This window comes from Mesorhizobium sp. WSM3860, from assembly GCF_002294995.1.
Classification (GTDB): Bacteria; Pseudomonadota; Alphaproteobacteria; order Rhizobiales; family Rhizobiaceae; genus Mesorhizobium.
The window spans coordinates 233,716-254,162 of record NZ_NSGF01000009.1 but is presented as its reverse complement, the minus strand read 5'-3'; the positions used below and the strand labels follow the sequence as shown (position 1 = coordinate 254,162).

The window sequence follows — 20,447 nt, the reverse complement described above, 5'->3', positions numbered from 1 at the left end:
ATGGCAATCCTGCTCAACCGCAGCACGCGCGTCATCGTCCAGGGCTTCACCGGCAAGATCGGTAGCTTCCACGCCGACGACATGAAGCGCTACGGCACCAAACTGGTCGGCGGCATCACCCCCGGCAAGGGCGGCCAGACCCATCTTGGCCTGCCCGTCTTCAACACAGTCAAGGGCGCTGTGCGCGAGACCCGGGCCGAGGCCAGCATCGTCTTCGTGCCGCCGCCCTTCGCCGCCGATTCGATCATGGAGGCGGCGGATGCCGGCATCAAGCTTTGCGTCTGCATCACCGACGGCATCCCCTCCCAGGACATGATGCAGGTGAAGCGCTACATGCGCCGCTACCGCTTCGAGGACCGCATGCGGCTCGTCGGCCCGAACTGCGCCGGCGTCATCACGCCCGGACAGGCGCTGATGGGCATCATGCCGGGCAGCATCTATCTGCCCGGACGCGTCGGCATTGTCGGCCGCTCGGGCACGCTGGGCTACGAGGCCGCCTCGCAGATGAAGGCGTTGGGGATCGGTGTGTCGACCAGCGTCGGCATCGGCGGCGATCCGATCAACGGCTCGTCCTTCAAGGACATCCTTCAGCTCTTCGAGCGCGACGAGGACACCGACGCCGTGGTGATGATCGGCGAGATCGGCGGCCCGCAGGAAGCCGAAGCCGCGATCTGGGCGCGCGACAACATGCGAAAGCCGCTGATCGCCTACATCGCCGGCTTGTCTGCCCCCAAGGGCCGCCGCATGGGCCATGCCGGCGCCATCATCTCCGCCTTCGGCGAGTCGGCGCAGGAAAAGGTCGAGATTCTGAAGGAAGCCGGCGTCGTCATCGTGCCGACGCCTGCCTCCTTCGGCGAGGTCGTGGCCGACACGCTGGCGCGGACCAAGAAGGCGGCGTAACGGCCGGGCGACGGCCGCATAGTCCACAACATGTGAAGTCTGGGCCGGCGCAAACGTCGCGGCGGCCCATCGATCGGCAGGAAATTCGATGAAACCGCGTTTGATTGTCACCCGCAGATGGCCGGCCGCCGTCGAAGCGATCCTCGCCGAGCGCTTCGACACGAAGTTCAACCCCAGCGACGAGCCGCTGAGCCCTGCCGCGATGACTGCCGCCTTCGCGCATTTTGACGCGATCCTGGCGACGGTCAGCGACCGCTTGCCGGTTGCGGTGTTTCCCGAGAACGCCGCCCGCACCCGCATCATCGCCAATTTCGGCGTCGGCTTCAGCCATATCGATGTCGCGGCGGCCCGCGACCGCGACATCGTGGTGACCAACACGCCTGGCGTGCTGACCGATTGCACTGCCGACCTTGCGCTCAGCCTGATGCTGGCCGTCGCGCGCCGGACCGGCGAAGGCGAGCGGCAGCTGCGGGCGGGAGAGTGGCGCGGCTGGTCGCCTACGCACATGGCTGGTGCAAAAGTGACGGGCAAGACCTTGGGTATTGTCGGCATGGGGCGCATCGGCAAGGCGACGGCCAGGCGCGCGCATTTCGGCTTCGGCATGAAGATCGTGTTCTTCAACCGATCGCCGGTCGATGATGACGAGACGCGCACCATGGGCGCCGTGCAGATGGCGACTTTGGACGATGTGCTCAAGGCATCCGATTTCGTGTCGCTGCACTGTCCGGGCGGCGCGGAAAACCGCCACCTCATCGATGCTCGAAGCCTGCGGTTGATGAAACGCGGCGCCTTCCTGATCAACACGGCGCGCGGAGACGTCGTCGACCAGGATGCCCTGATCGGTGCGCTGCAACGGCGCGAGATCGCGGGCGCGGGTCTCGACGTCTTTGCCGACGAGCCGGCCGTTCCTGAGGCGCTGAAGCAGTTGGAGAACGTCGTGCTGTTGCCGCATCTCGGCAGCGCGACCGAGGAAACGCGGGTGGCGATGGGCATGAAGGTGGTGGAGAACCTGACTGCCTTCTTCGAAGGCCGGCCCGTTCCCGATCGGGTCGCCTGACAGCCGGCGCCGCCCTCGTTTCAAGGCGCTACTACAGTTGCAACCGATGCAGCCGAGGAAAGCGGTGTGGAACAGAGCAGACGCATCAAATTTCGCGAGGACGAGCGCAGCCTTCTGTTGCGCCTGCTGCTTCAGGTAGCAAGCGCTCGTGAGCCCGAGGTCGCCGCCGTTCTGAGCGGGCGTCGGTCGCTTGTCTCCCTCGCCGCGGAACAACGCATCCCGGCGCTCCAGGCGAGCGGCGTGTGGTTCCAGCTGCTGACGATTGCCGACGAGTTGCTTGCCATGCGGGCGCGGCGCGAACTCGAGCAAGGCGCGGGCGCCGACGAGGTGCCCGGGTCCTTCGCCAGCGTGGTCGCGCAGATGGCGGCGAATGGGCGCTCGGCGGGGGAAGTCCAGGCTATGCTCGATGAGCTATATGTCGGGCCGACCATGACCGCGCACCCCACGGAGGCCAAACGCGTCACGGTGCTGGAGATCCATCGCCGCATCTATCGCAAGCTGACCGAGCTCGACCAGCCGCGCTGGGCGCCGCGCGAACGCGACCTGTTGGTCGCCGATCTGGAAAGCGAGATCGAGCTTCTGTGGATGACGGGCGAGTTGCGACTTGAGCGCCCGACGGTCGAGGGCGAAATCGCCTGGGGCCTGCACTTCTTTCGCGAAGTCATCTTCGAGGCAACGCCGCAGCTCTATGGCAAACTTCAAGGCGCGTTCGAGCGTCACTATCCGGGAGAGCCGATCAGAATTCCCTCCTTCATGCGCTATGCCTCGTGGATAGGTGGCGACCGCGACGGCAATCCAAATGTGACGGCCGCTGTCACCGCTCATGCCATGACCGAATACCGCAATACCGCCATGGGCTGGTACCTGGCGCAGGTGCAGCGGCTGGTGACTGTGCTCAGCGCCAGCTCCAACGTCATCGACCTGCCGGCGAGCTTCAAGCCGGTGCTGCAAACGGCGCTTAATAAAAGCGGGCAGGCGCAAGCGATTGCCGCCCGCAACCCCGACGAACCGCTTCGCCAATTCGCTTCGGCCATGCTTGCCCGGCTGGCGGCGACGCGAGACGGCGGTGGGGCGGCGTACCTCTCGCCCGAGGCATTTCGTGCCGATCTCAACGCACTGTTGTCCGTTCTCGAAGCGATCGGGGGGCGCGCGGTTGCCAAGCGTTTCGTCCAGCCCCTCATCTGGCAAGCCGGAAGCTTCGGCTTCCGTACGGTCTCGCTCGACATCCGGCAGAACTCCACGGTCGTCAACCGGGTCCTGGCCGAGCTGTTTGCGCTGACAGATCCCGCCGACCCGGTCGCACCCGGCACGCCGCAATGGTCGGCGCGCATCCGCTCAAGCCTGAGCCAGGGCGAGCAACTGGAGATCGACGCGGACCGGCTCTCGCCTGAGGCGGCTGAACTGCTTTCGACATTCTCTGTCATCGTTAAGCACAATTCGGGCGCGGATGCCGACGCCGTCGGCTCGTTCGTGCTCAGCATGACCCGCTCGGCCGACGACCTGCTCGCAGTCTATCTGCTGGCGCAATATTGCGGACTTTCGACCGCCCCTGGTAGTAGCGGCACAATCAGGCTGCGCATCGTGCCACTGTTCGAGACCATCGCCGATCTGCAGGCCGCTCCTGCCGTCCTGAATGATTTGCTCGGCGTTTCGCTGGTGCGGCGGACTGTGCGCGATTTTGGCGCGCGCCAGGAAATCATGCTTGGCTATTCGGATTCCAACAAGGACGGCGGCTTCCTCGCTTCCAATTGGGAACTGGCGAAAGCGCAAAAGCGCCTTGCCGCGATAGGGCGCAAGCACAAGGTCAGGATCAGTTTCTTTCACGGTCGCGGCGGCTCCGTCAGCCGCGGCGGCGCGCCGACCGGCCGGGCGATCGCGGCGCAGCCGCATGGCACCGTGGCCGGCACCATGCGGGTAACCGAGCAAGGCGAGGTCGTATCGTCGAAATTCGCCAATCGCGGCACCGGCCTCAACCAGCTCGAGGTTCTCGCCGCCGGCGTTCTGGCCCACAGTGCCGGATCGCCCGCTGATGTCGGGCCGAAGGAAAAGCCCGAGTTCGACGAAGCGCTGGAGGCTCTGGCGGGCATGTCGCAGGCATCCTATGCCCGATTGATGGCCGAGCCCGGCTTCCTTGATTATTTCAACCAGGCGAGCCCGGTCGCGGAACTGGCGCTCCTGAAGATGGGCTCACGGCCGGATCGCCGTTTCGGCGCTAGCGGCATTGCCGACCTGCGCGCCATTCCATGGGTTTTCGCCTGGAGCCAGAACCGTCATCTGTTGACCGGCTGGTACGGCATCGGCAGCGCGCTGAGCGCCTTCGTCACGGTGCGCGGCGAGGCCGGGCGCGAGCTTCTGGCCCGCATGTTCGAGCGCTCCCGCTTCTTCCGCCTGATCGTCGACGAGGCCGAGAAGACGCTCTACCAGTCCGACATGGAGATCGCGCAGCTCTACGCCGGCCTGGTAGCCGACAGCGATGCAGCTTGGCGAATCTACGCCCGCATCGGCGCCGAATACGAGCTGACGCGACGTCTGATCGGTGACCTCACCGGTGGCGATCTTTCCGCGCGCTTTCCGATGTTCAAGCGGCGTTTCGACAATCTGCGGCGCCAAATGGACGACATCCACCGGCTGCAGGTCGATCTGCTGCGTGAAGTCCGGGCAAATACCGGCACGGCGGATCAAAAGCGGACCACCGACGCTCTGCTCGTATCGATCAATTGCATCTCGGCCGGCCTTGGCTGGACGGGATAGGCCCGGTTTTTGCAGAGCTGCCGGGCTGGAAACCTAAGGCGGCGGCGCGGTCCTCAGGATCTGGCACCGCTTTTGTTTTGGCCCGCAGAACGTCAGACGCGCCGACTCACGGGTTCATTCAAGGAATGCCTTTTGGGGGAGAATGGTGCGGTCGAGAAGACTCGAACTTCCACGGGTTGCCCCACAGCGACCTCAACGCTGCGCGTCTACCAATTCCGCCACGACCGCACGTGGTAGGAGCCGGAACCGTCCGGCCCGGGGCCTGTAGCAAATCGTTTCCGGCGAAACAAGGGTGCCGTGCGGAATATTCGCAAGCTCCTGGCGCAATGCTCCACAGCCTCGACACGGGCCGGCCGAAACTGGACGTTTCAGCCAATTGCCGCCATATGAGGGAAGCATCGAGAAAGTTCCATGACAGAACGCAGCCAGATCGCCACGTCGTTCCTGCCCCTTGCCGGTTCGGCGCCGGTCGAGTGGGTCATCGAGCCCGGCCTCACGTCCTATCCGGATGCGCTTGCCTTCATGGAATCGCGCGCTGAGGCCATCCGCAATGGCACTGCCGGCGAGATGGTCTGGCTGGTCGAGCATCCGCCGCTCTACACCGCCGGCACAAGTGCGCGCATCGAGGACCTTATCGACCCTGACCGCTTCCCCGTCTTCGCCGCCGGACGCGGCGGTGAATACACCTATCATGGCCCCGGCCAGCGGGTCGCCTATGTGATGCTCGACCTGAAGCGCCGGCGCGAGGATGTCCGCGCCTTCGTCGCCGCGCTCGAAGACTGGATCATCGGCACGCTTGCCGCCTTCAATGTGCGCGGCGAGCGCCGCGAGGATCGCGTCGGCGTCTGGGTGGTGCGGCCGGATCGCCCTGCCCTGCCTGACGGCACCCCCACCGAGGACAAGATCGCCGCCATCGGCATCAGGCTCAGGCGCTGGGTGAGCTTTCACGGCATTGCCATCAATGTCGAGCCGGAGCTTTCCCACTTCGGCGGCATCGTGCCCTGCGGCGTTTCGGACCATGGCGTGACCAGCCTCGTCGACCTCGGTCTTCCGGTCACCATGGCCGACCTCGATCTGGCGCTGAAATCCGCCTTCGAGGGCGTGTTCGGACCTGCCGCGGCCCCGGTCGCCGAACTGGCCCGAAAGGCAGGCTAATCCGGCGCGGCTACATCAGCTGCGCTGAGGCCCAGAGCACGCCATAGCCGTGAATGGAAAAGACCGCCAGCAGCGCGCCAGCCATGGCCAGGCGGTCGAAAGCTCCGATCGGCTTCAGCTCGTGACGCGGCTTCACGCCGCTTCCGACCGTGAGCAGGCTGAGCACTGAAAACACCGCGCCGGCGACGAGCAGGAAGCTGGGCGAGAAGCCGGCGCGCCAGCCGAGCGCCAGCAAGGCGAACAGCAGCAGGAAGGAAGCAAGCGCCAGCGCGATCGGGCCCGGGCAGATCTGGCGCAGCACCTGGCCGCCGTCGAACTTCCACACCGGCACGAGATTGGCGATGTTGAACAGCGACGCGCAGCCGGCAAGCGTCGCCAGCAGAACTGCCGCCAGGCGATGCCCTTCGCTGCCGGCAAGGCCGCTGGCGGCGATCAGCAGAGGCACCAGGAAGGCTGAGAAGCCCGCCCCCATCAGAGCCACGAAAGCCACCTCGAAGCGGCTATCGTAGGGCCTGCCGCCCATGGCGATGCCGCCGAGCAGCGGGATGAAGATCATGCGCGCCCGGCGATGCCCCGTCAGGCGGAACGCCGCCATGTGGCCGAGTTCGTGCAGCGCCACGACCGAGGTTAGGATCGCGGCCAGCGCCAGCCCGCCAAGGTTGAGGCCGAAGAACGGCCACAGGATGAAGGCCGAAAGCACGGCGAAGCCGATCTGGCTCACCGGATGCTCGAACCAGCCGCCCCTGCGATATGTTTCGGTTGTCGCCCAGACCTGCAGCTTGGCGAGCTCGCGGCGCATGGCGAAGTAGCGGAAGATCAGGAAGGCGACGCCGCGATAGCGGTCGGTTTGCGTGAGCGTAACCCGCGTCGCACCGCCTTCCGGGACAAGCTCGGTGGTTTCGCGATAGTGGACCCAAAAGGATGGATCGAGCGCCGTGTCCTCGATGACGCGCATCGCGAAGCGGCTGCCTTCCACCACGTCGTCGAACCGCACCCGGCGTTCAATCGGCCGGCCATCCCGCCCTTCCCATGACAGCTTGATCAACGCCGTCCCCTCGCCGTCCATAGGTTCGGCAGAGAGGATTTCACCCGACCAGCCGGCGTCGCCGCCGAACGGCCACAGCGCCTGCCAGAGGCGATTCCGGTCAGCCTCGATCACGCGGCTGACCGCAACCATGCGCAGCCCGAGCGGTATCCTCATCAAGAGAAAGATCAGTCCGAGATTTCCGGCCACGAGTGTGACCGCGGCGATGACCGACACTGCCTTTTGCTCCCCGTTTTCGGGAAGCAGCCTAGCGGCGGCGCGGCCAAGAAAAGCTTAACAATGGACGGGCTCTTCCCCATCCCAAGAGAGGCGGACCCTTGGCGCCCCGAGACGGGCTGCGGCGAGCCGCCTGATCACATGGCGCCAATCCAGATCGCCATGGAAATGAGAAAGGTGCTCATGCAGACCAGCGAGACGACATCCTGAACCAGATCGGCCATACCACTCTCCTGTTGTTAATATGTTCCCAATTTGTTCTAATTTTGTTCGAATGTCAACGATCGAGGGGGTTACAGAGATAGGTCGAGAAATTAGCAGGGTGAATGAAGGGTTAATCACTCCTGTGACCTGTGCGCAGCCATCTAACCTTATTCGTGCGGCACCGCCGCTTCGGGGACAGGCCGCTTGTTGGCGACTGCCAAAGCGAGGCCACCCAGAATAAGGACGACGCCCACCGCGAAGGTCAGGCCGAGATGATCCCCAAACAGAAGCGACGCTGCGGCGATCCCGAAAACCGGCTGAATATACTGGACGCTCGCAGCGATCCGGGCCGGGACGGCCCGCAGAAGATAGAGCCACAGAAGCAGCCCGGCGACAGTCACCAGTACGCCGAGATATACGACGGCCCAAATTGCCTGCATGGTGATGTGCAAGGGCGTCTGGGCTATCTCCCAGCCCGATAGGGGCAGGATTGCGACCAGCCCGGCCAGGGCGTTCCATGCAGCCACCGGCAAGGTGCCGTACTTCTTTGTGAGCTCCGCGCTCCAGATGTAATAGAACGCGATGGATACGGCCGAAACCAGCATCCAGGCCACACCAGAAACGGTCGTCTTGGACAGGTCATCGACTCCCGATCCACTCCCAATTGCGACCAGCGCGATACCGGCGAAGGCCGCAAACAAACCAAACCACTGCCGGCCTGTTACAGGCTGCTTGAGTCGGATCGCCGCGAAGATCACGATGAAGATCGGGATCGTCGCCGAAATGATCGTGCCGGCGGAAGCCGATGTGCCCTGTACGCCGAACGATTGCGCGACGTTGCCGAAGGTGATGCCCATTACGCCGAGCGCTACTATGCTGGGAACTGCTTGCCACGGCACGCGAAGCCGGCCCGCCGCCAGGATCAGAAACAATGGGACTGCAACAAGGAAGCGCATCGCGGTCAGCGTCAGAGGCGGAATGGCTTCAAGGCCGAGCTTCGTGATCGGGATCGAAAGGCCCCACATGACTGCGAGCAGCAGCATTGCGCCAAGGCTCTTGGTGGATAAGGAGCGGGCCGACATATCGACGGGGGAAAGAAGCACGGGGCTAGGGTTCTGGGACATGATCGGCCCTGATTGATTCGGTTGGCAGGCGCGTGCGCCTGTGTCATGTGTACCGGCCGCCAAGTCCCGACGACAAATCATTTGTACGCACAGGACGTGTCAGCAAAACTCACGCATCGAGTTCGTACGCCCGAACAGCTTCCGCCGCTTCAGACCCTTCGCGCCTTCGAGGCGACGGGTAGGAGGTTGAGTATGACGCTGGCGGCGGAGGAGCTTCATCTGACCCACGGCGCGGTGAGCCGTCAGGTCAAGGCACTCGAAGAACATCTTGGGGTTCAGCTCTTTCGCCGCATGACCCGTAGGATAGAACTCACCGACGCGGGTGCATCCTTTTTCAGCACCGTCACCCGTCTGCTTTCCGATCTCGCACGCGAGGCGGAAAACATTCGCCGCAAGAACGACGAGACGAGGCTCGTCATAAGCTCCGGCGTCTCTTTCGCGAGCAAATGGTTGACGTCACGCTTGCACAAATTGATGGCGCGATACCCGGACTTCGAGGTCCACCTGGAAGTGACCGACGCTACAGTGGATTTCGCAACTGGTCACGTCGACGTCGCCCTGCGCTATGGAAACGGTCAATATCCCGTTGCGGCGGCCGAGCGCATAATGAATGAAACAGTCTCCCCGGTCGGTGCGCCGGCCTATCGCGATCGCATGGGCGGGCTTCGATCTCCCGGCGATCTGGCCAAATGCCAGCTGATTCATGAGATCGGCATGAATACGACTTGGGAACGCTGGTTCTCCACGATGGAGTTGCCTTACCCAAGGGCTCGGGGGGGCCGGCTACAGCCTCGGTAGCATGTCCATCGAGGCAGCGATCCGGGGTGAAGGCGTGGCGCTCGGGCGCAGCGTGCTGGTCGCCGAAGATCTCGCGGCAGGCCGCCTGGTAGCGCTATTTTCGCACACCAAGCTCGAAGTTGAATGGGGATACGATCTGGTTTACCGAATAGGCAATCAGGAGCATCCGAAAGTACGCGCGTTCAGAACTTGGATAGCTGAGGAAGTCCGGGAATTCACGGCGGCCATCTAAGGGTAAGGATGGCCGAGACAGGTTCAACAATTTCGGTGCGCGGTATTCTTTCAGAGCAGGAATGAAGGTCCGGGTAATATGGTGAGTAGCGCTTATCAGTCTGCCCACCGTGCTCGTGGTTGGTGATATCCTTTCCGCGCCGAGAATCTCTGAACGTACGTTGCGTCTTCCCCCACAAGCGCGTTCCTCCTGATAGTCGCGCAAACGAATGGAGGCCAGCTAATGTGTCGCTACGAACACGTTGAGCTAGGCTAAGCTTGTTTGTGGCCGAAAGCACTTGGCTCGTCGGCAAAGAGGATCTCGGTTCGCCAATGTCGGCGCAGCTTGTGTCCCACCCGACGAAACGCCTGCAGTGCCTTTCGCTCCAGCCATGGTCTCTCCATCAAGTTCCCCGGAAAACGAGGATCACTGTGCACGGCGAGCGCCGGCGGTTCGATCAAATTGGATCCTTTGGGATAGAAACACTGTGTTTGAACGCAAAGGGCCGGGATCATCTGATAGGATTTCAGACTGCCGGCTATTCCACAGGCGGGGTTGAACTTCACATGGTCAACCGCGTCCGAGAATACTCTTGTGACCGCCAATAGGCGCTCGGCCGTCACTCTCGAGAGGATGTATCCGCCGGACCCAAAAGAAAAGCTCCGCAGAAGCGCCAGTTTGAAGGCGCCGGGCAGAGGAGAGACCGCCCGGTCAAGCCACACTCTTACGGGAACTTTTTCGATCTTTACGATGTCCGCGTCCCTGGGAATCCAGCCGGCGTCCCCACCCAGGAACAGAGCCGCTTGCTTGGATATCAGCATGTCGTCCTCGAAAACGCAGCCGTAGGCGTCCGGGCCCGACACGATCCGCTCCCAGCATTTGCGGTGGCTCAGAAAGCAGCCCACCTCTTCCGGGGTCATCGCGGCCGCCTCGGCGGCGGGCTTGTTGACGTCCGCGATCTCAGCCGGGCTGAGCAGCCGACCGTCCACCGCCGGGACTCGTTGAAAGCTTAGTCCAATGGAGTTGAGGCGATCGGCCATCCGCTTCAATCTGTCGGGGCTGCGGTCCAGGTTGATGACGTACGATTCCATGGCCTTTGCTGACCAATACCCAGTCCAGATTCATTGCTGTCGTTCCCTTTCTCGTACTCCGAATCTCGCCGGAAAATCCGGGCGAGGCGCATCACAAGCCGTTGATCTCCAAGCGCTTTCGCGTCACGCGGATTTGATTTTTGACCGACCCGCGCACGTGCTGATTTTAGTGGACTCTCATATAGCGTCGCGGGACTGGTGAGGGCTTGGAAATGAAATCTGCGATTGTCGCGGCAATGCTTGCTTGCCGCTTCTCAACTGACGCGGCTGGCGCCACAGCGCGCTTCAGTTGAGTTGATCAAGAGGTGACGAGCGATGTTCTGCCACAGAAGACGAAGTCCGCACGGCTTAGTGAGCCGGCACGTAACAAGGTAGCCCGCCGGCCGATGCCGGCGGGAGGGCGTTCGGAGTAGCCAGGGTGTGATGTGTTTGCAAACAGTTCGCCCCGGCCTTTGTTTCAGGATTTGCTGAATTTGCCTTGGAGCTGCCTACGGCCTTCTCCTATGCGGCGGCGCCCCTTAGATTGATAACTCGCATTACGGCGACCACTGTCCCATTATTGGTAGCGGCCTCCTTCGTGCTACCCTTGCCGCAGCTCCATACGTCACCTTCCTTGGCCGTGAACTGCATGTCTCCCGCCGTGACTTGCAGCTCGCCTTCGGTTACCGTGCAGACCATGTCGTCGGCCATGACATCCCCCAGCGGGCTGGTTCCCTTTGGCTGATAGACGACGTCTTCCATGGCGATGGTCTTGTACCCTTTGATATGGGATTCTCTTGTTCCCAGTTCGACGAGCCGGACGCCGGGAAAAATCTCTTTGCCATCGGTCGGACCGTAGGCCTTGGCCCCGACCGGAGTGGGCTTTGCGACCAATAGCGGGCCCGCCAACGAGGTGGCGCCAAGGGCAAGAGCATTACGTCGGTTGATCTTCATAACATCCTCCCTGAGTTCGTCCGCCCATTCTGGGGCGAACCTGATATGTTACGCTCTCTTGCAATCAACTAGTCAAAACACAATTGAGCAGCGCCGACCAAACAGTTTCTGCACACGTCGCCGCCGGAAACGGCTGGCTGCAGCCTCGGCTGCCATTCTGCTGCGCTGGAGATTGGCGCAATCATTGATGGGGGCGCCGTCACTATACGGGGAGAAATGCCCGGCGGGGCAATGAGGGGCGGCGCGGGCATCGACGATCTGAAGCGATTGCCTCGAAAAGGCGTCCACCGAGCTTGCGCCGGCGGAGGCCCGCAGGCCGGCCTCGCCTGGACCTCGACACACCCTAAAGCGGAACCACCTTGCCCTCGGCCAACGTGACCCGTCGGTCCATGCGCGAGGCCAGCTCGTGATTGTGGGTGGCGATCAGCGCCGCCAGCCCCGACTGCCTGACCAGCGCCTCCAGCGCATCGAACACGTAAGAAGCGGTCGCCGGGTCGAGATTGCCGGTCGGCTCGTCGGCAAGCAGCACCAGCGGCGCGTTGGCGACCGCGCGTGCTATGGCGACGCGCTGCTGCTCGCCGCCGGAGAGCTCGGCCGGCCGATGCTGCGCCCGCTTGCCGATCTGCATGTAGTCGAGCAGTTGCGCCGCCCGCTCGGACGCCTCCTTGCGGCCGAGCCCTTTGATCAGCTGCGGCATCATGATGTTTTCAAGCGCGGAAAACTCAGGCAGCAGATGATGGAACTGGTAGACGAAGCCGACATCGTTGCGGCGGATAGCGGTGCGCTCGTCATCCGACAGCCGGCCGCAGGCGCGTCCGCTGAGGATCACGTCGCCGGCGTCCGGCCGCTCGAGCAGCCCAGCCGTATGCAGCAGCGTCGACTTGCCGGTGCCCGACGGCGCCACCAGCGCCACCATCTCGCCACGCCTGAGCGAAAAGTCGGCGCCGTTCAGAATGGTCAGCTTGCGCGGCCCCTGGACATAGTGCCGCTCGACGCCCTTCAGCTCGATAATGGCTTCGGCCATCACTCGTACCTCAAGGCTTCGACCGGATCGAGCCGGGCTGCCCGCCAGGCCGGAAACACCGTGGCCAAGAAAGACAGGCTGAGCGCCATGATGACGACATAGGTGGTCTCGCGCGGGTCCATCTTCGCCGGCAACTGGCTGAGGAAATAGAGCTCGGGATTGAACAGGATCCTGCCGGTCATCCAGGAGAAGAACTGGCGGATGGATTCGATGTTGAGGCAGATGACGACGCCGAGCAGCACGCCGGCGACGGTGCCGGTGACCCCGATCGCGGCCCCGGTCATCAGGAAGATGCGCAGGATCGCGCCGCGCGACGCGCCCATGGTGCGCAGGATCGCGATGTCGTGGCCCTTGTCCTTCACCAGCATGATGAGGCCGGAGATGATGTTGAGCGCCGCCACCAGCACGATCAGCGTGAGGATCATGAACATGACGTTGCGCTCGACCTGCAGCGCCGAGAAGAAGGTCTCGTTGCGTTGGCGCCAGTCGACGAGGTCGACCGGCCGCTGCGCCGCCTGCTCGACCAACGGCTTCAGCGCGTCGACATTGTCGGGGTTGTCGACATAGATCTCGATGGTCTGCGCCCGTCCGTCCATGTTGAAATAGAGCTGCGCCTCGGAGAACGGCATGTAGACGATCGAGCTGTCATATTCCGACATGCCGACCTCGAAGATCGCCGCCACCTTGTAGCCCTTCATGCGCGGCGTGGTGCCGAGCGGGGTAACGTCGCCTTCCGGTGAGATCAGCGTGATGGTGTCGCCGAGCACCAGCCCGAGATTCTCGGCCATCCGCTTGCCGATCGCCACACCATCGCCGGTGTCGAAACCGTCAAGCGTGCCCTGCTTGATGTTGCTGGACACAATCGAGATCTTGTTGAGATCCTCGGCGCGAATGCCGCGCACCAGCGCGCCGCTGCCGCCGCCGACATTGCCTTGCGCCAGGACCTGCCCGTCGATCAGCGGGATGGCGTATTTGACGCCGGCAACGCCGTTGATGCGGCTCGCCACCTGCGCATAGTCCTCCAGCGGTGAATCGAGCGGCTGCACGATCAGATGACCGTTGACGCCGAGGATGCGGGTGAGCAGTTCGGCGCGAAAACCGTTCATCACCGCCATGACCACGATCAGCGTGGCGACGCCCAGCATGATGCCGAGGAACGAGATCGAGGCGATGACCGAGATCACCGTCTCCTTGCGCCGCGAACGCAGGTAGCGCCACGCCACCATGCGCTCGAAACCTGAAAAGGCGCCTGCCGGCGATCGAGCTGCAGCCGCCTCGCTCATCAGGCGACACCCAGGCGTTTCTGGGCCTCCGCGATCGGCAGAGTCTCGCGCTCGCCGCTCCGGCGGTTCTTGATCTCGACCTCGCCGCTAGCCACTCCGCGCGGTCCGACAATCACCTGCCAGGGCAGGCCGATCAGGTCGGCGGTGGCGAACTTGCCGCCCGGCCGCTGGTCGGTGTCGTCATAAAGCACGTCCTTGCCGGCCGAGGTCAGCGCTGCGTAGAGCTCGTCGCAAACGCGGTCGCATTCTGCGTCGCCGACCTTCATGTTGATCAGACCGATATCGAACGGCGCAACCGCTTCCGGCCAAATGATGCCGTTCTCGTCATGGCTCGCCTCTATGATCGCCGCGACCAGTCGCGACGGGCCGATGCCGTAGGAGCCGCCCGAAGCGAAATGATCCTTGCCGTCTGGACCGGTGACCTTCGCATTCATCGGCTTGGAGTACTTCTCGCCGAAATGGAAGATATGGCCGACCTCGATGCCGCGCGCCGAGAGCCTGTCGCCTTCGGGCACCTCCTCCCATGCCGCTTCGTCATGCATCTCGTCGGTAGCGGCGTAAGGAGACGTCCACTTCTTCACGATGCCGCCGATCTCGGCATCGTTGGAGAAGTCCGTGTCCGCGCCGGGCACGTCGAGCGAGAGATAGGCGCGGTCGCAGAACACCTGGCTCTCGCCGGTCTCGGCCAGGATGATGAATTCGTGGCTCAGATCGCCGCCGATCGGGCCGGTATCGGCGCGCATCGGAATGGCCTGCAGGCCCATGCGCGTGAACGTCCTCAAGTATGAGACGAACATGCGGTTGTAGGCGGCTCTGGCACCTTCGAAATCGAGATCGAAGGAGTAAGCGTCCTTCATCAGGAACTCGCGCGAGCGCATCACGCCGAAGCGGGGGCGCACCTCGTCGCGGAACTTCCACTGGATGTGATAGAGGTTGAGCGGCAGGTCCTTGTAGGACTTGACGTAGGCGCGGAATATCTCGGTGACCATTTCCTCATTGGTCGGACCATAGAGCATGTCGCGGTCCTGCCGATCCTTGATGCGCAGCATCTCCTTGCCGTAGTCATTGTAGCGGCCGCTCTCGCGCCACAGATCCGCCGACTGGATCGTCGGCATCAGGATTTCCTGCGCGCCGGCCCGGTTCTGCTCCTCGCGGATGATCTGGCAGACCTTGTCCAGCACGCGCTTGCCGAGCGGCAGCCAGGAGAAGCTGCCCTGCCCCTGCTGGCGGATCATGCCGGCGCGCAGCATCAGCCGATGCGAGACGATTTCGGCCTCGCGCGGGTTTTCTTTGAGAATGGGCAGGAAGTAGCGCGACAAACGCATGGACTGGTCCGTGAATGAAAAAATGGCGGCGCGGGGAATCGGCGCAACCGAGGCTGCTTGCCCGGGCTTCATAGCCATTTCATGACGGAATGGAAACCCGAGCGCTCCAAAGTGTTGCGGCGTTCTGCGCATGATCAAAAGGGCCCGTTTTGGCCACCAAAGTGCCGCATCTGGCTTTTTGATCGATTCACAAGCAAGGCCTGCCCCACTATTGTGCAGTGCAGCACGATATTGCCCATTTGGGGGCAAAATTCTTCGTGACATTTTCACCTGCCTTGGTCTAGTGTGCGCCGATAACCGAGAGGGCGGAGAAAAATCTGCTCTCCTACGCGGTCAAAGTCTTGGGAGGATGCGATCTAGGCGCGGTTACTCGCTGCCGCCGGACACCGGAAACAGATCGGACGCGTTTAAATTGCAAGGCCTCGTGCCTTGCATTTTTTTTGTGCAATCATCTGCTTAGCACAACAACCTGCCAAACAGCATTACCCTGACCCAGCCGCTGAATCGGAAGCCGGCTTCCGATTTCAACCAGCGCGGGCGCCGGCTGATGAATACTTGCGGAAACTGTTCAGGGCGCTAGCGGCCGGCAGTGTGAGTAAAGTCCGGCACGATGTGCGGAATGTCGTCAAAGCCGAAGCCGAGCCCCCTCGTCAGGCCGTAGAAAATCCCGATCACGATCGCGGTGACGATCGTCGTGCGGATCGCCGCGCGCAGCATATGCGGTCCCTTCGGCGCGCTCGAGACCGTACCGAGCGTCACGTCCTTGTCCTCATCCTGCGTGCGCAGGCTGAAGGGCAGCACCGCAAACAGCACCAGCCACCAGGTGACGAAGAACAGTGCGACGAAGGAAACCCAGTTCATGCCTGCTCCAATTCGACCAGCGTGCCGAAGAAGTCCTTGGGATGCAGGAACAGCACCGGCTTGCCATGCGCGCCGATCTTCGGGTTGCCGTCGCCGAGCACACGCGCACCGCTCGCCTTGAGATGGTCGCGCGCAGCGAGGATATCGTCGACCTCGTAGCAGACATGATGCATGCCGCCCGACGGGTTCCTCGCGAGGAAGGCCGCGATCGGCGAAGCGTCGCCCAGCGGCTCCAGCAGCTCGATCTTGGTGTTGCCGACATCGACGAAGACGACGGTGACGCCATGTTCCGGCAGCGCCTGCGGCTCGCTCAGCTGAGCGCCCAGCGTATCGCGATACGCAGCTGTCGCCGCAGCCAGATCCGGCACGGCAAGCGCAACGTGGTTCAGGCGTCCGAGCATGCAAGGTTCCGTAGTGGTGAATGGTGAATAGTGAATGGTAAGCCCAATTTCGAGTGGTGCAGATGCGGAATGCCATTCACCATTCACTATTCACTACCTAGTCACAAACACCGTCACCAGCGGCTTCTTGCCCCAGGCTTCGTTGGCGGCACCGCGGACGGCGCGGCGCACGGCCTCCTGCACAAGGTCAAGGTCTTTTCTGCGCTGGCGGGGGATCGAGTCCACCGCGCCGATTGCCGCATCGAGCATCAGGTCTTCCAGCGTCTCGCCGCTGGCATCAGCCTCGGCGACGCCGATCGCCACCAGATCGGGATCGCCGGCAAGCTCGTATTTCTCGTCGAGCACGACGTTGACCGCGACATGCCCGGCATAGGACAGCTTGCGCCTGTCGCGTATGCCCATCGCCTGGTCGGTCCCGATCAGATATCCATCCTTGTAGAGGCGGCCGAACGGCACCTGGTCGATGATCGTGGCCGGGCCAGGCCAGAGCCTCAACATGTCGCCGTCGCGCACCTGTGCCACCTGGCCGATGCCCGACATCGACATCAGCGAGCCCTGCGCCACCAGATGCGCCGCCTCGCCATGCACCGGCACGCCGATCTGCGGCCGCACCCATTCATACATCTTGCGCAATTCGCTGCGGCGCGGATGGCCGGAGACATGCACCAGCGCGTCGCCGTCCTCGATGATCTTCATGCCGAGGTCGATCAGCCGGTTCTTGATCTCGAGGATCGCCTTCTCGTTGCCGGGAATGGTGCGCGAGGAAAATACAACCGTGTCGCCGGCCGTCAGTGCCACCGACTTCATCTCGTCGCGCGAAAGCTTCGCGAGTGCGGCCAGCGGCTCGCCCTGGCTGCCGGTGCAGATGACCACCAGGTTCTCGCGCGGGATGTAGCCGTAATCCTCCTCGGCGATGAATTCCGGCAGGCCATCCATGTAGCCGAGTTCGGTCGCGACATCAATGACGCGCTTTAGCGAGCGGCCGAGCACCAGGCACTGGCGGCCGGCATCCCGCGCAGCCTTGGCGATCGAAACGATGCGCCCGACATTGGAGGAAAAGGTGGTGACCGCGACGCGGCCTTTGGCATTCTCGATGACGCCCTTGAGGCCCTCGCCGACCGCCACTTCCGACGGCGACTCCCCTTCCCTCAGCGCATTGGTGGAATCGCAGATCAGCGCCAGCACGCCCTTGTCGCCATAAGCGCGGAAGCGCGCCTCGTCGGTCTTGGGGCCGATCGTCGGCGCCGGATCGATCTTCCAGTCGCCGGTGTGTATCACCGTGCCCGCGGGCGTGGTGATCGCCAGCGACATCGGCTCGGGAATCGAGTGTGCCACCGGGATGGCCTCGATCTCGAACGGCCCGATCGTGAACGTCTCGCCGGCCCTGTAGATCATTGCCGGGATTTTTGCCGCGTTCTGCTCGCCCTGCCGCTTGGCCTCCAGCAGCCCGGCGGTGAACGGAGTCATCCAGACCGGCACTTTGAGCTTCGGCCAGATATCGAGCAGCGCGCCGTAATGGTCTTCATGCGCATGGGTGATGACGATGCCGCGCAAGCCGTCGAGGTTCTCCTCGATGAAGCGTGTGTCGGGCAGGATCAGATCCACGCCCGGATGCGCGCTGTCCGGAAATGTGACTCCGACATCGACGACAATCCATTCGCGCGCGTCCGCGGGCCCGTAGCCATAGAGGGCGAAGTTCATGCCGATCTCGCCGACGCCGCCGAGCGGCGCGAAGACGAGTTCGGCGTTTTCAGTATTCGCCATGAATCCTTTCCTTCCTGGCCAGTTGGGCCAAGCCAATCAAATCCGCGCCGACGCAACCGCGCCGAAATGCACGTCGCCGGCCGCGATCGTCAGAACAGTTCCGTCATCGTCGCGGATCACGAAACGGCAGTCCGCGTCAATGGTTTCGAAGACGCCGCGCACCACATTGCCGTCAATTCTGACAGCAACCTCGCCGCCGAGCCCTGCAGCGCGCGCCAGCCAGCGTTTCCTGATCGCGCCTAGCCCCCGCCCGTCGTCCCACAATCTGAAATTCTCGCTCCAGGCATCCGAGAGCGCCAGGAACAGCATCTCGGCATCGCAATTGGCGCCCAGCGCCTGCAGCGACGTCGCCGGATAAGGCAGATTCTCGGGATACGCCACGACGTTGACGCCGATGCCGACGGCAACCGCGAAACGGCCGGCTTCGAGCAGGGTCGATTCCAGCAGGATGCCGGCAAGCTTGGCGCCGGTGGCGAGCACGTCGTTCGGCCATTTCAGCTCGAAGCGGTTGCGTCCTTCGCTGGCTCCGTCCAGGCCAACGGCGATCCGGCCTTGCGGAACGACGGCGTCGAGCGCATCGGCAAGTGCAAGCCCGGCGACGAAGCCAAGCGTCGCGGCGAGCCGCAGCTCGCCGTTCGGAACCAGAAGCAGCGTCGCCGCCAGATTGCCCTCAGGCGTCGCCCAGGCGCGGCCGCGCCGACCGCGTCCGCTTTCCTGCTTCTTCGAAACGACCCAGAGTTTTCCCGGATCGCCAGCCCGCGCGTGCTCGAGCGCCAGCGCGTTGGTCGAGCCGACGCTGTCATGGGCCTCGAGCCGGAACCCCTCCGACGTCGCGGTTGGAGCCAGCCGAAATGCCATCCCGTCAGAAGAAGGTCTTGGCGGCGGCTTCGGCATAGTTGCCGATCGGCCCGCCGATCAGCACGTAGAACAGCACGAAGGCGCCGCTGACGCCGAGAACGAGGCGCAGCTCGCTGGCCATCGGCACGAAGCCGCCGACAGGCTCGTCGAACCACATGATCTTGATGATGCGCAGGTAATAGTAGGCGCCCACCACCGAAGCCAGCACGCCGATGATCGCCAGGGCATAGAGATGCGCGTTGATGGCGGCGAGGAACACGTACCATTTCCCCCAGAAGCCGGCGAGCGGCGGGATGCCGGCCAGCGAGAACATCAGGATGGTGAGGATGGTCGCCATGATGGGATTGGTCGAGGCGAGGCCCGCCAGATCCCCGATCTGCTCGACATTGCCCTCCTTGCGCCGCATGGCGAGGATGAAGGCGAAGGTGCCGAGCGTCATCACCAGATAGATCAGCATGTAGATCGCCACGCCGCGCACACCGGCCTGGCTGTTGGCGGCAAGGCCGACCAGCGCGTAGCCCATATGGCCGATCGAGGAATAGGCCATCAGCCGTTTGATGTTGGTCTGGCCGATCGCGGCGAAGGCGCCGAGCGCCATCGAGGCGATCGAGATAAAGACGATGATCTGCTGCCAGTCGGCGGCGATCGGCTTGAAGGCGCCCATGGTGACGCGCACGATCAGCGCCATCGCCGCCATCTTCGGGGCGGCGGCCAGGAAGGCGGTGATCGGGGTCGGCGCGCCCTCATAGACGTCCGGCGTCCACATGTGAAACGGCACCGCCGAGATCTTGAAGGCGAGGCCGGCGAGCACGAAGACCAGGCCGAAGACAAGGCCGAGCTGGCGTTCGCCGCTGCCCAGCGCCGTCGCGATCTCGTGGAAGCCGGTATTGCCGGTGTAGCCGTAGACCAGCGAGATGCCATAGAGCAGCATGCCCGACGACAGCGCGCCGAGAACGAAATATTTCAGGCCGGCCTCGGTCGAGCGGACATTGTCGCGGTTGATCGCCGCCAGCACATAGATCGCCAGCGACTGCAGCTCGAGCCCGAGATAGAGGCCGATCATGCCGTTGGCCGAGATCATCAGCATCATGCCGAGCGTGCACAGCACGATCAGCACCGGATATTCGAACTTGTCGAAATGCTCCTGCCTGGCAAAGCGCATCGACATGACGAGCGTGACGGCCGAGCCGATCAGCGCCAGCATCTTCATGAAGCGGCCGAAGGAATCCTGGACGAAGGCGCTGTCATAAGCAGACCCCTCGCCGGCGGAGATAGCCAGCCACAGGCCGGCGATCACGAGCACCGCGACCGCGAGCCCGGTCACCGTCATGGTGTTGTTGGAGCGCGAATAGGCGCCCACCATCAGAAGCGCCAGCGCGCCGACGGCGAGGATCAGTTCCGGCGTCGAGAGCGAAAGGCTGGTGAGAAGGTCCGGCGTCATGGTGT

General features: G+C 63.4%; 18 protein-coding genes and 1 tRNA gene. 6 read left to right on the top strand and 13 right to left on the bottom strand.

Translation table 11 applies throughout. The annotated features are described in order from the left end of the window. From sucD to CK220_RS17075, 3 genes are all read left to right on the top strand, one after another. Positions 1-900 (top strand): succinate--CoA ligase subunit alpha (sucD, locus tag CK220_RS17085; RefSeq protein WP_095812641.1); only part of this gene is annotated, 900 nt, incomplete at its 5' end. A gap of 88 nt (positions 901-988) precedes the next feature. Beyond that, on the top strand, positions 989-1,957 hold the full coding sequence (locus CK220_RS17080) for a D-glycerate dehydrogenase (RefSeq protein WP_095812640.1): 969 nt from the start codon (positions 989-991) through the stop codon (positions 1,955-1,957). 66 nt (positions 1,958-2,023) lie between these two features. After that, positions 2,024-4,708, top strand: a complete 2,685-nt coding sequence (locus CK220_RS17075; RefSeq protein WP_095812639.1) for a phosphoenolpyruvate carboxylase — start codon at positions 2,024-2,026, stop codon at positions 4,706-4,708. A 143-nt stretch (positions 4,709-4,851) separates the two neighbouring features. Here CK220_RS17075 and CK220_RS17070 read toward each other — a convergent pair. Further along, positions 4,852-4,936 (bottom strand) — tRNA-Leu (locus CK220_RS17070). Between the two features lie 183 nt (positions 4,937-5,119). Between CK220_RS17070 and lipB the strand changes: the two genes are divergently transcribed. Further along, positions 5,120-5,863: a lipoyl(octanoyl) transferase LipB gene (lipB, locus tag CK220_RS17065; protein ID WP_095812638.1), complete on the top strand. Its 744-nt coding sequence runs from the start codon at positions 5,120-5,122 to the stop codon at positions 5,861-5,863. 10 nt (positions 5,864-5,873) lie between these two features. Here the strand turns inward: lipB and CK220_RS17060 are convergent, their stop codons facing one another. Both CK220_RS17060 and CK220_RS17055 read right to left on the bottom strand, forming a co-directional pair. Next, positions 5,874-7,064: a site-2 protease family protein gene (locus CK220_RS17060; RefSeq protein ID WP_095812668.1), complete on the bottom strand. Its 1,191-nt coding sequence runs from the start codon at positions 7,062-7,064 to the stop codon at positions 5,874-5,876. A 431-nt stretch (positions 7,065-7,495) separates the two neighbouring features. After that, positions 7,496-8,371, bottom strand: a complete 876-nt coding sequence (locus tag CK220_RS17055) for a DMT family transporter (RefSeq protein WP_095812667.1) — start codon at positions 8,369-8,371, stop codon at positions 7,496-7,498. Between the two features lie 273 nt (positions 8,372-8,644). On the opposite strand from CK220_RS17055, the gene CK220_RS17050 reads away from it, so the two are divergent. Both CK220_RS17050 and CK220_RS32925 read left to right on the top strand, forming a co-directional pair. Further along, positions 8,645-9,250, top strand: a complete 606-nt coding sequence (locus CK220_RS17050) for a LysR family transcriptional regulator (RefSeq protein WP_348629664.1) — start codon at positions 8,645-8,647, stop codon at positions 9,248-9,250. A gap of 1 nt (position 9,251) precedes the next feature. Then, the gene (locus CK220_RS32925) at positions 9,252-9,482 is read left to right on the top strand and encodes a LysR substrate-binding domain-containing protein (RefSeq protein ID WP_348629663.1); all 231 of its coding nucleotides are present in this window, start codon (positions 9,252-9,254) and stop codon (positions 9,480-9,482) included. Between the two features lie 251 nt (positions 9,483-9,733). Here the strand turns inward: CK220_RS32925 and CK220_RS17045 are convergent, their stop codons facing one another. The 10 genes from CK220_RS17045 to nuoN form a co-directional block, all read right to left on the bottom strand. After that, positions 9,734-10,552, bottom strand: a complete 819-nt coding sequence (locus CK220_RS17045; protein ID WP_095812637.1) for a glycosyltransferase family 25 protein — start codon at positions 10,550-10,552, stop codon at positions 9,734-9,736. Positions 10,553-11,053: 501 nt separating this feature from the next. Then, positions 11,054-11,485, bottom strand: coding sequence for a hypothetical protein (locus tag CK220_RS17040; RefSeq protein ID WP_095812636.1), 432 nt, complete (start codon positions 11,483-11,485; stop codon positions 11,054-11,056). Between the two features lie 343 nt (positions 11,486-11,828). Then, complete coding sequence (locus tag CK220_RS17035) at positions 11,829-12,512, bottom strand: ABC transporter ATP-binding protein (protein ID WP_176477841.1); 684 nt, start codon at positions 12,510-12,512, stop codon at positions 11,829-11,831. Then, positions 12,509-13,792, bottom strand: a complete 1,284-nt coding sequence (locus CK220_RS17030; RefSeq protein ID WP_095812635.1) for a lipoprotein-releasing ABC transporter permease subunit — start codon at positions 13,790-13,792, stop codon at positions 12,509-12,511. The genes CK220_RS17035 and CK220_RS17030 overlap by 4 nt, the downstream gene beginning before the upstream one ends. After that, positions 13,792-15,117 carry a proline--tRNA ligase gene (gene proS / locus CK220_RS17025; RefSeq protein WP_095812666.1) on the bottom strand — a complete coding sequence of 442 codons (1,326 nt, stop codon included), beginning with the start codon at positions 15,115-15,117 and terminating at the stop codon, positions 13,792-13,794. Before proS ends, CK220_RS17030 begins: the two co-directional genes overlap by 1 nt. A gap of 576 nt (positions 15,118-15,693) precedes the next feature. Next, positions 15,694-15,978, bottom strand: coding sequence for a DUF1467 family protein (locus tag CK220_RS17020; RefSeq protein WP_095779752.1), 285 nt, complete (start codon positions 15,976-15,978; stop codon positions 15,694-15,696). Next, the gene (gene mce, locus CK220_RS17015; RefSeq protein WP_095812634.1) at positions 15,975-16,379 is read right to left on the bottom strand and encodes a methylmalonyl-CoA epimerase; all 405 of its coding nucleotides are present in this window, start codon (positions 16,377-16,379) and stop codon (positions 15,975-15,977) included. Before mce ends, CK220_RS17020 begins: the two co-directional genes overlap by 4 nt. Before the next feature lie 93 nt (positions 16,380-16,472). After that, on the bottom strand, positions 16,473-18,143 hold the full coding sequence (locus tag CK220_RS17010) for a ribonuclease J (protein WP_095812633.1): 1,671 nt from the start codon (positions 18,141-18,143) through the stop codon (positions 16,473-16,475). Between the two features lie 36 nt (positions 18,144-18,179). Continuing rightward, positions 18,180-19,001 (bottom strand): biotin--[acetyl-CoA-carboxylase] ligase, encoded by an 822-nt coding sequence (locus CK220_RS17005; RefSeq protein ID WP_095812632.1) that lies wholly within the window; start codon positions 18,999-19,001, stop codon positions 18,180-18,182. Positions 19,002-19,005: 4 nt separating this feature from the next. After that, positions 19,006-20,442 carry an NADH-quinone oxidoreductase subunit NuoN gene (gene nuoN / locus CK220_RS17000; protein ID WP_095812631.1) on the bottom strand — a complete coding sequence of 479 codons (1,437 nt, stop codon included), beginning with the start codon at positions 20,440-20,442 and terminating at the stop codon, positions 19,006-19,008. Between the last annotated feature and the right edge of the window lie 5 nt (positions 20,443-20,447).

Bases quoted from the DNA above. Each gene is read 5' to 3' on its own strand.
- CK220_RS17080 (WP_095812640.1), top strand. From the start codon at position 989: ATGAAACCGCGTTTGATTGTCACCCGCAGATGGCCGGCCGCCGTCGAA.
- lipB (WP_095812638.1), top strand. From the start codon at position 5,120: ATGACAGAACGCAGCCAGATCGCCACGTCGTTCCTGCCCCTTGCCGGT.
- CK220_RS17060 (WP_095812668.1), bottom strand. From the start codon at position 7,064: ATGAGGATACCGCTCGGGCTGCGCATGGTTGCGGTCAGCCGCGTGATC.
- CK220_RS17055 (WP_095812667.1), bottom strand. From the start codon at position 8,371: ATGCTGCTGCTCGCAGTCATGTGGGGCCTTTCGATCCCGATCACGAAG.
- CK220_RS17050 (WP_348629664.1), top strand. From the start codon at position 8,645: ATGACGCTGGCGGCGGAGGAGCTTCATCTGACCCACGGCGCGGTGAGC.
- CK220_RS32925 (WP_348629663.1), top strand. From the start codon at position 9,252: ATGTCCATCGAGGCAGCGATCCGGGGTGAAGGCGTGGCGCTCGGGCGC.
- CK220_RS17045 (WP_095812637.1), bottom strand. From the start codon at position 10,552: ATGGAATCGTACGTCATCAACCTGGACCGCAGCCCCGACAGATTGAAG.
- CK220_RS17040 (WP_095812636.1), bottom strand. From the start codon at position 11,485: ATGAAGATCAACCGACGTAATGCTCTTGCCCTTGGCGCCACCTCGTTG.
- CK220_RS17030 (WP_095812635.1), bottom strand. From the start codon at position 13,792: ATGAGCGAGGCGGCTGCAGCTCGATCGCCGGCAGGCGCCTTTTCAGGT.
- proS (WP_095812666.1), bottom strand. From the start codon at position 15,117: ATGCGTTTGTCGCGCTACTTCCTGCCCATTCTCAAAGAAAACCCGCGC.
- CK220_RS17020 (WP_095779752.1), bottom strand. From the start codon at position 15,978: ATGAACTGGGTTTCCTTCGTCGCACTGTTCTTCGTCACCTGGTGGCTG.
- mce (WP_095812634.1), bottom strand. From the start codon at position 16,379: ATGCTCGGACGCCTGAACCACGTTGCGCTTGCCGTGCCGGATCTGGCT.
- CK220_RS17010 (WP_095812633.1), bottom strand. From the start codon at position 18,143: ATGGCGAATACTGAAAACGCCGAACTCGTCTTCGCGCCGCTCGGCGGC.
- CK220_RS17005 (WP_095812632.1), bottom strand. From the start codon at position 19,001: ATGGCATTTCGGCTGGCTCCAACCGCGACGTCGGAGGGGTTCCGGCTC.
- nuoN (WP_095812631.1), bottom strand. From the start codon at position 20,442: ATGACGCCGGACCTTCTCACCAGCCTTTCGCTCTCGACGCCGGAACTG.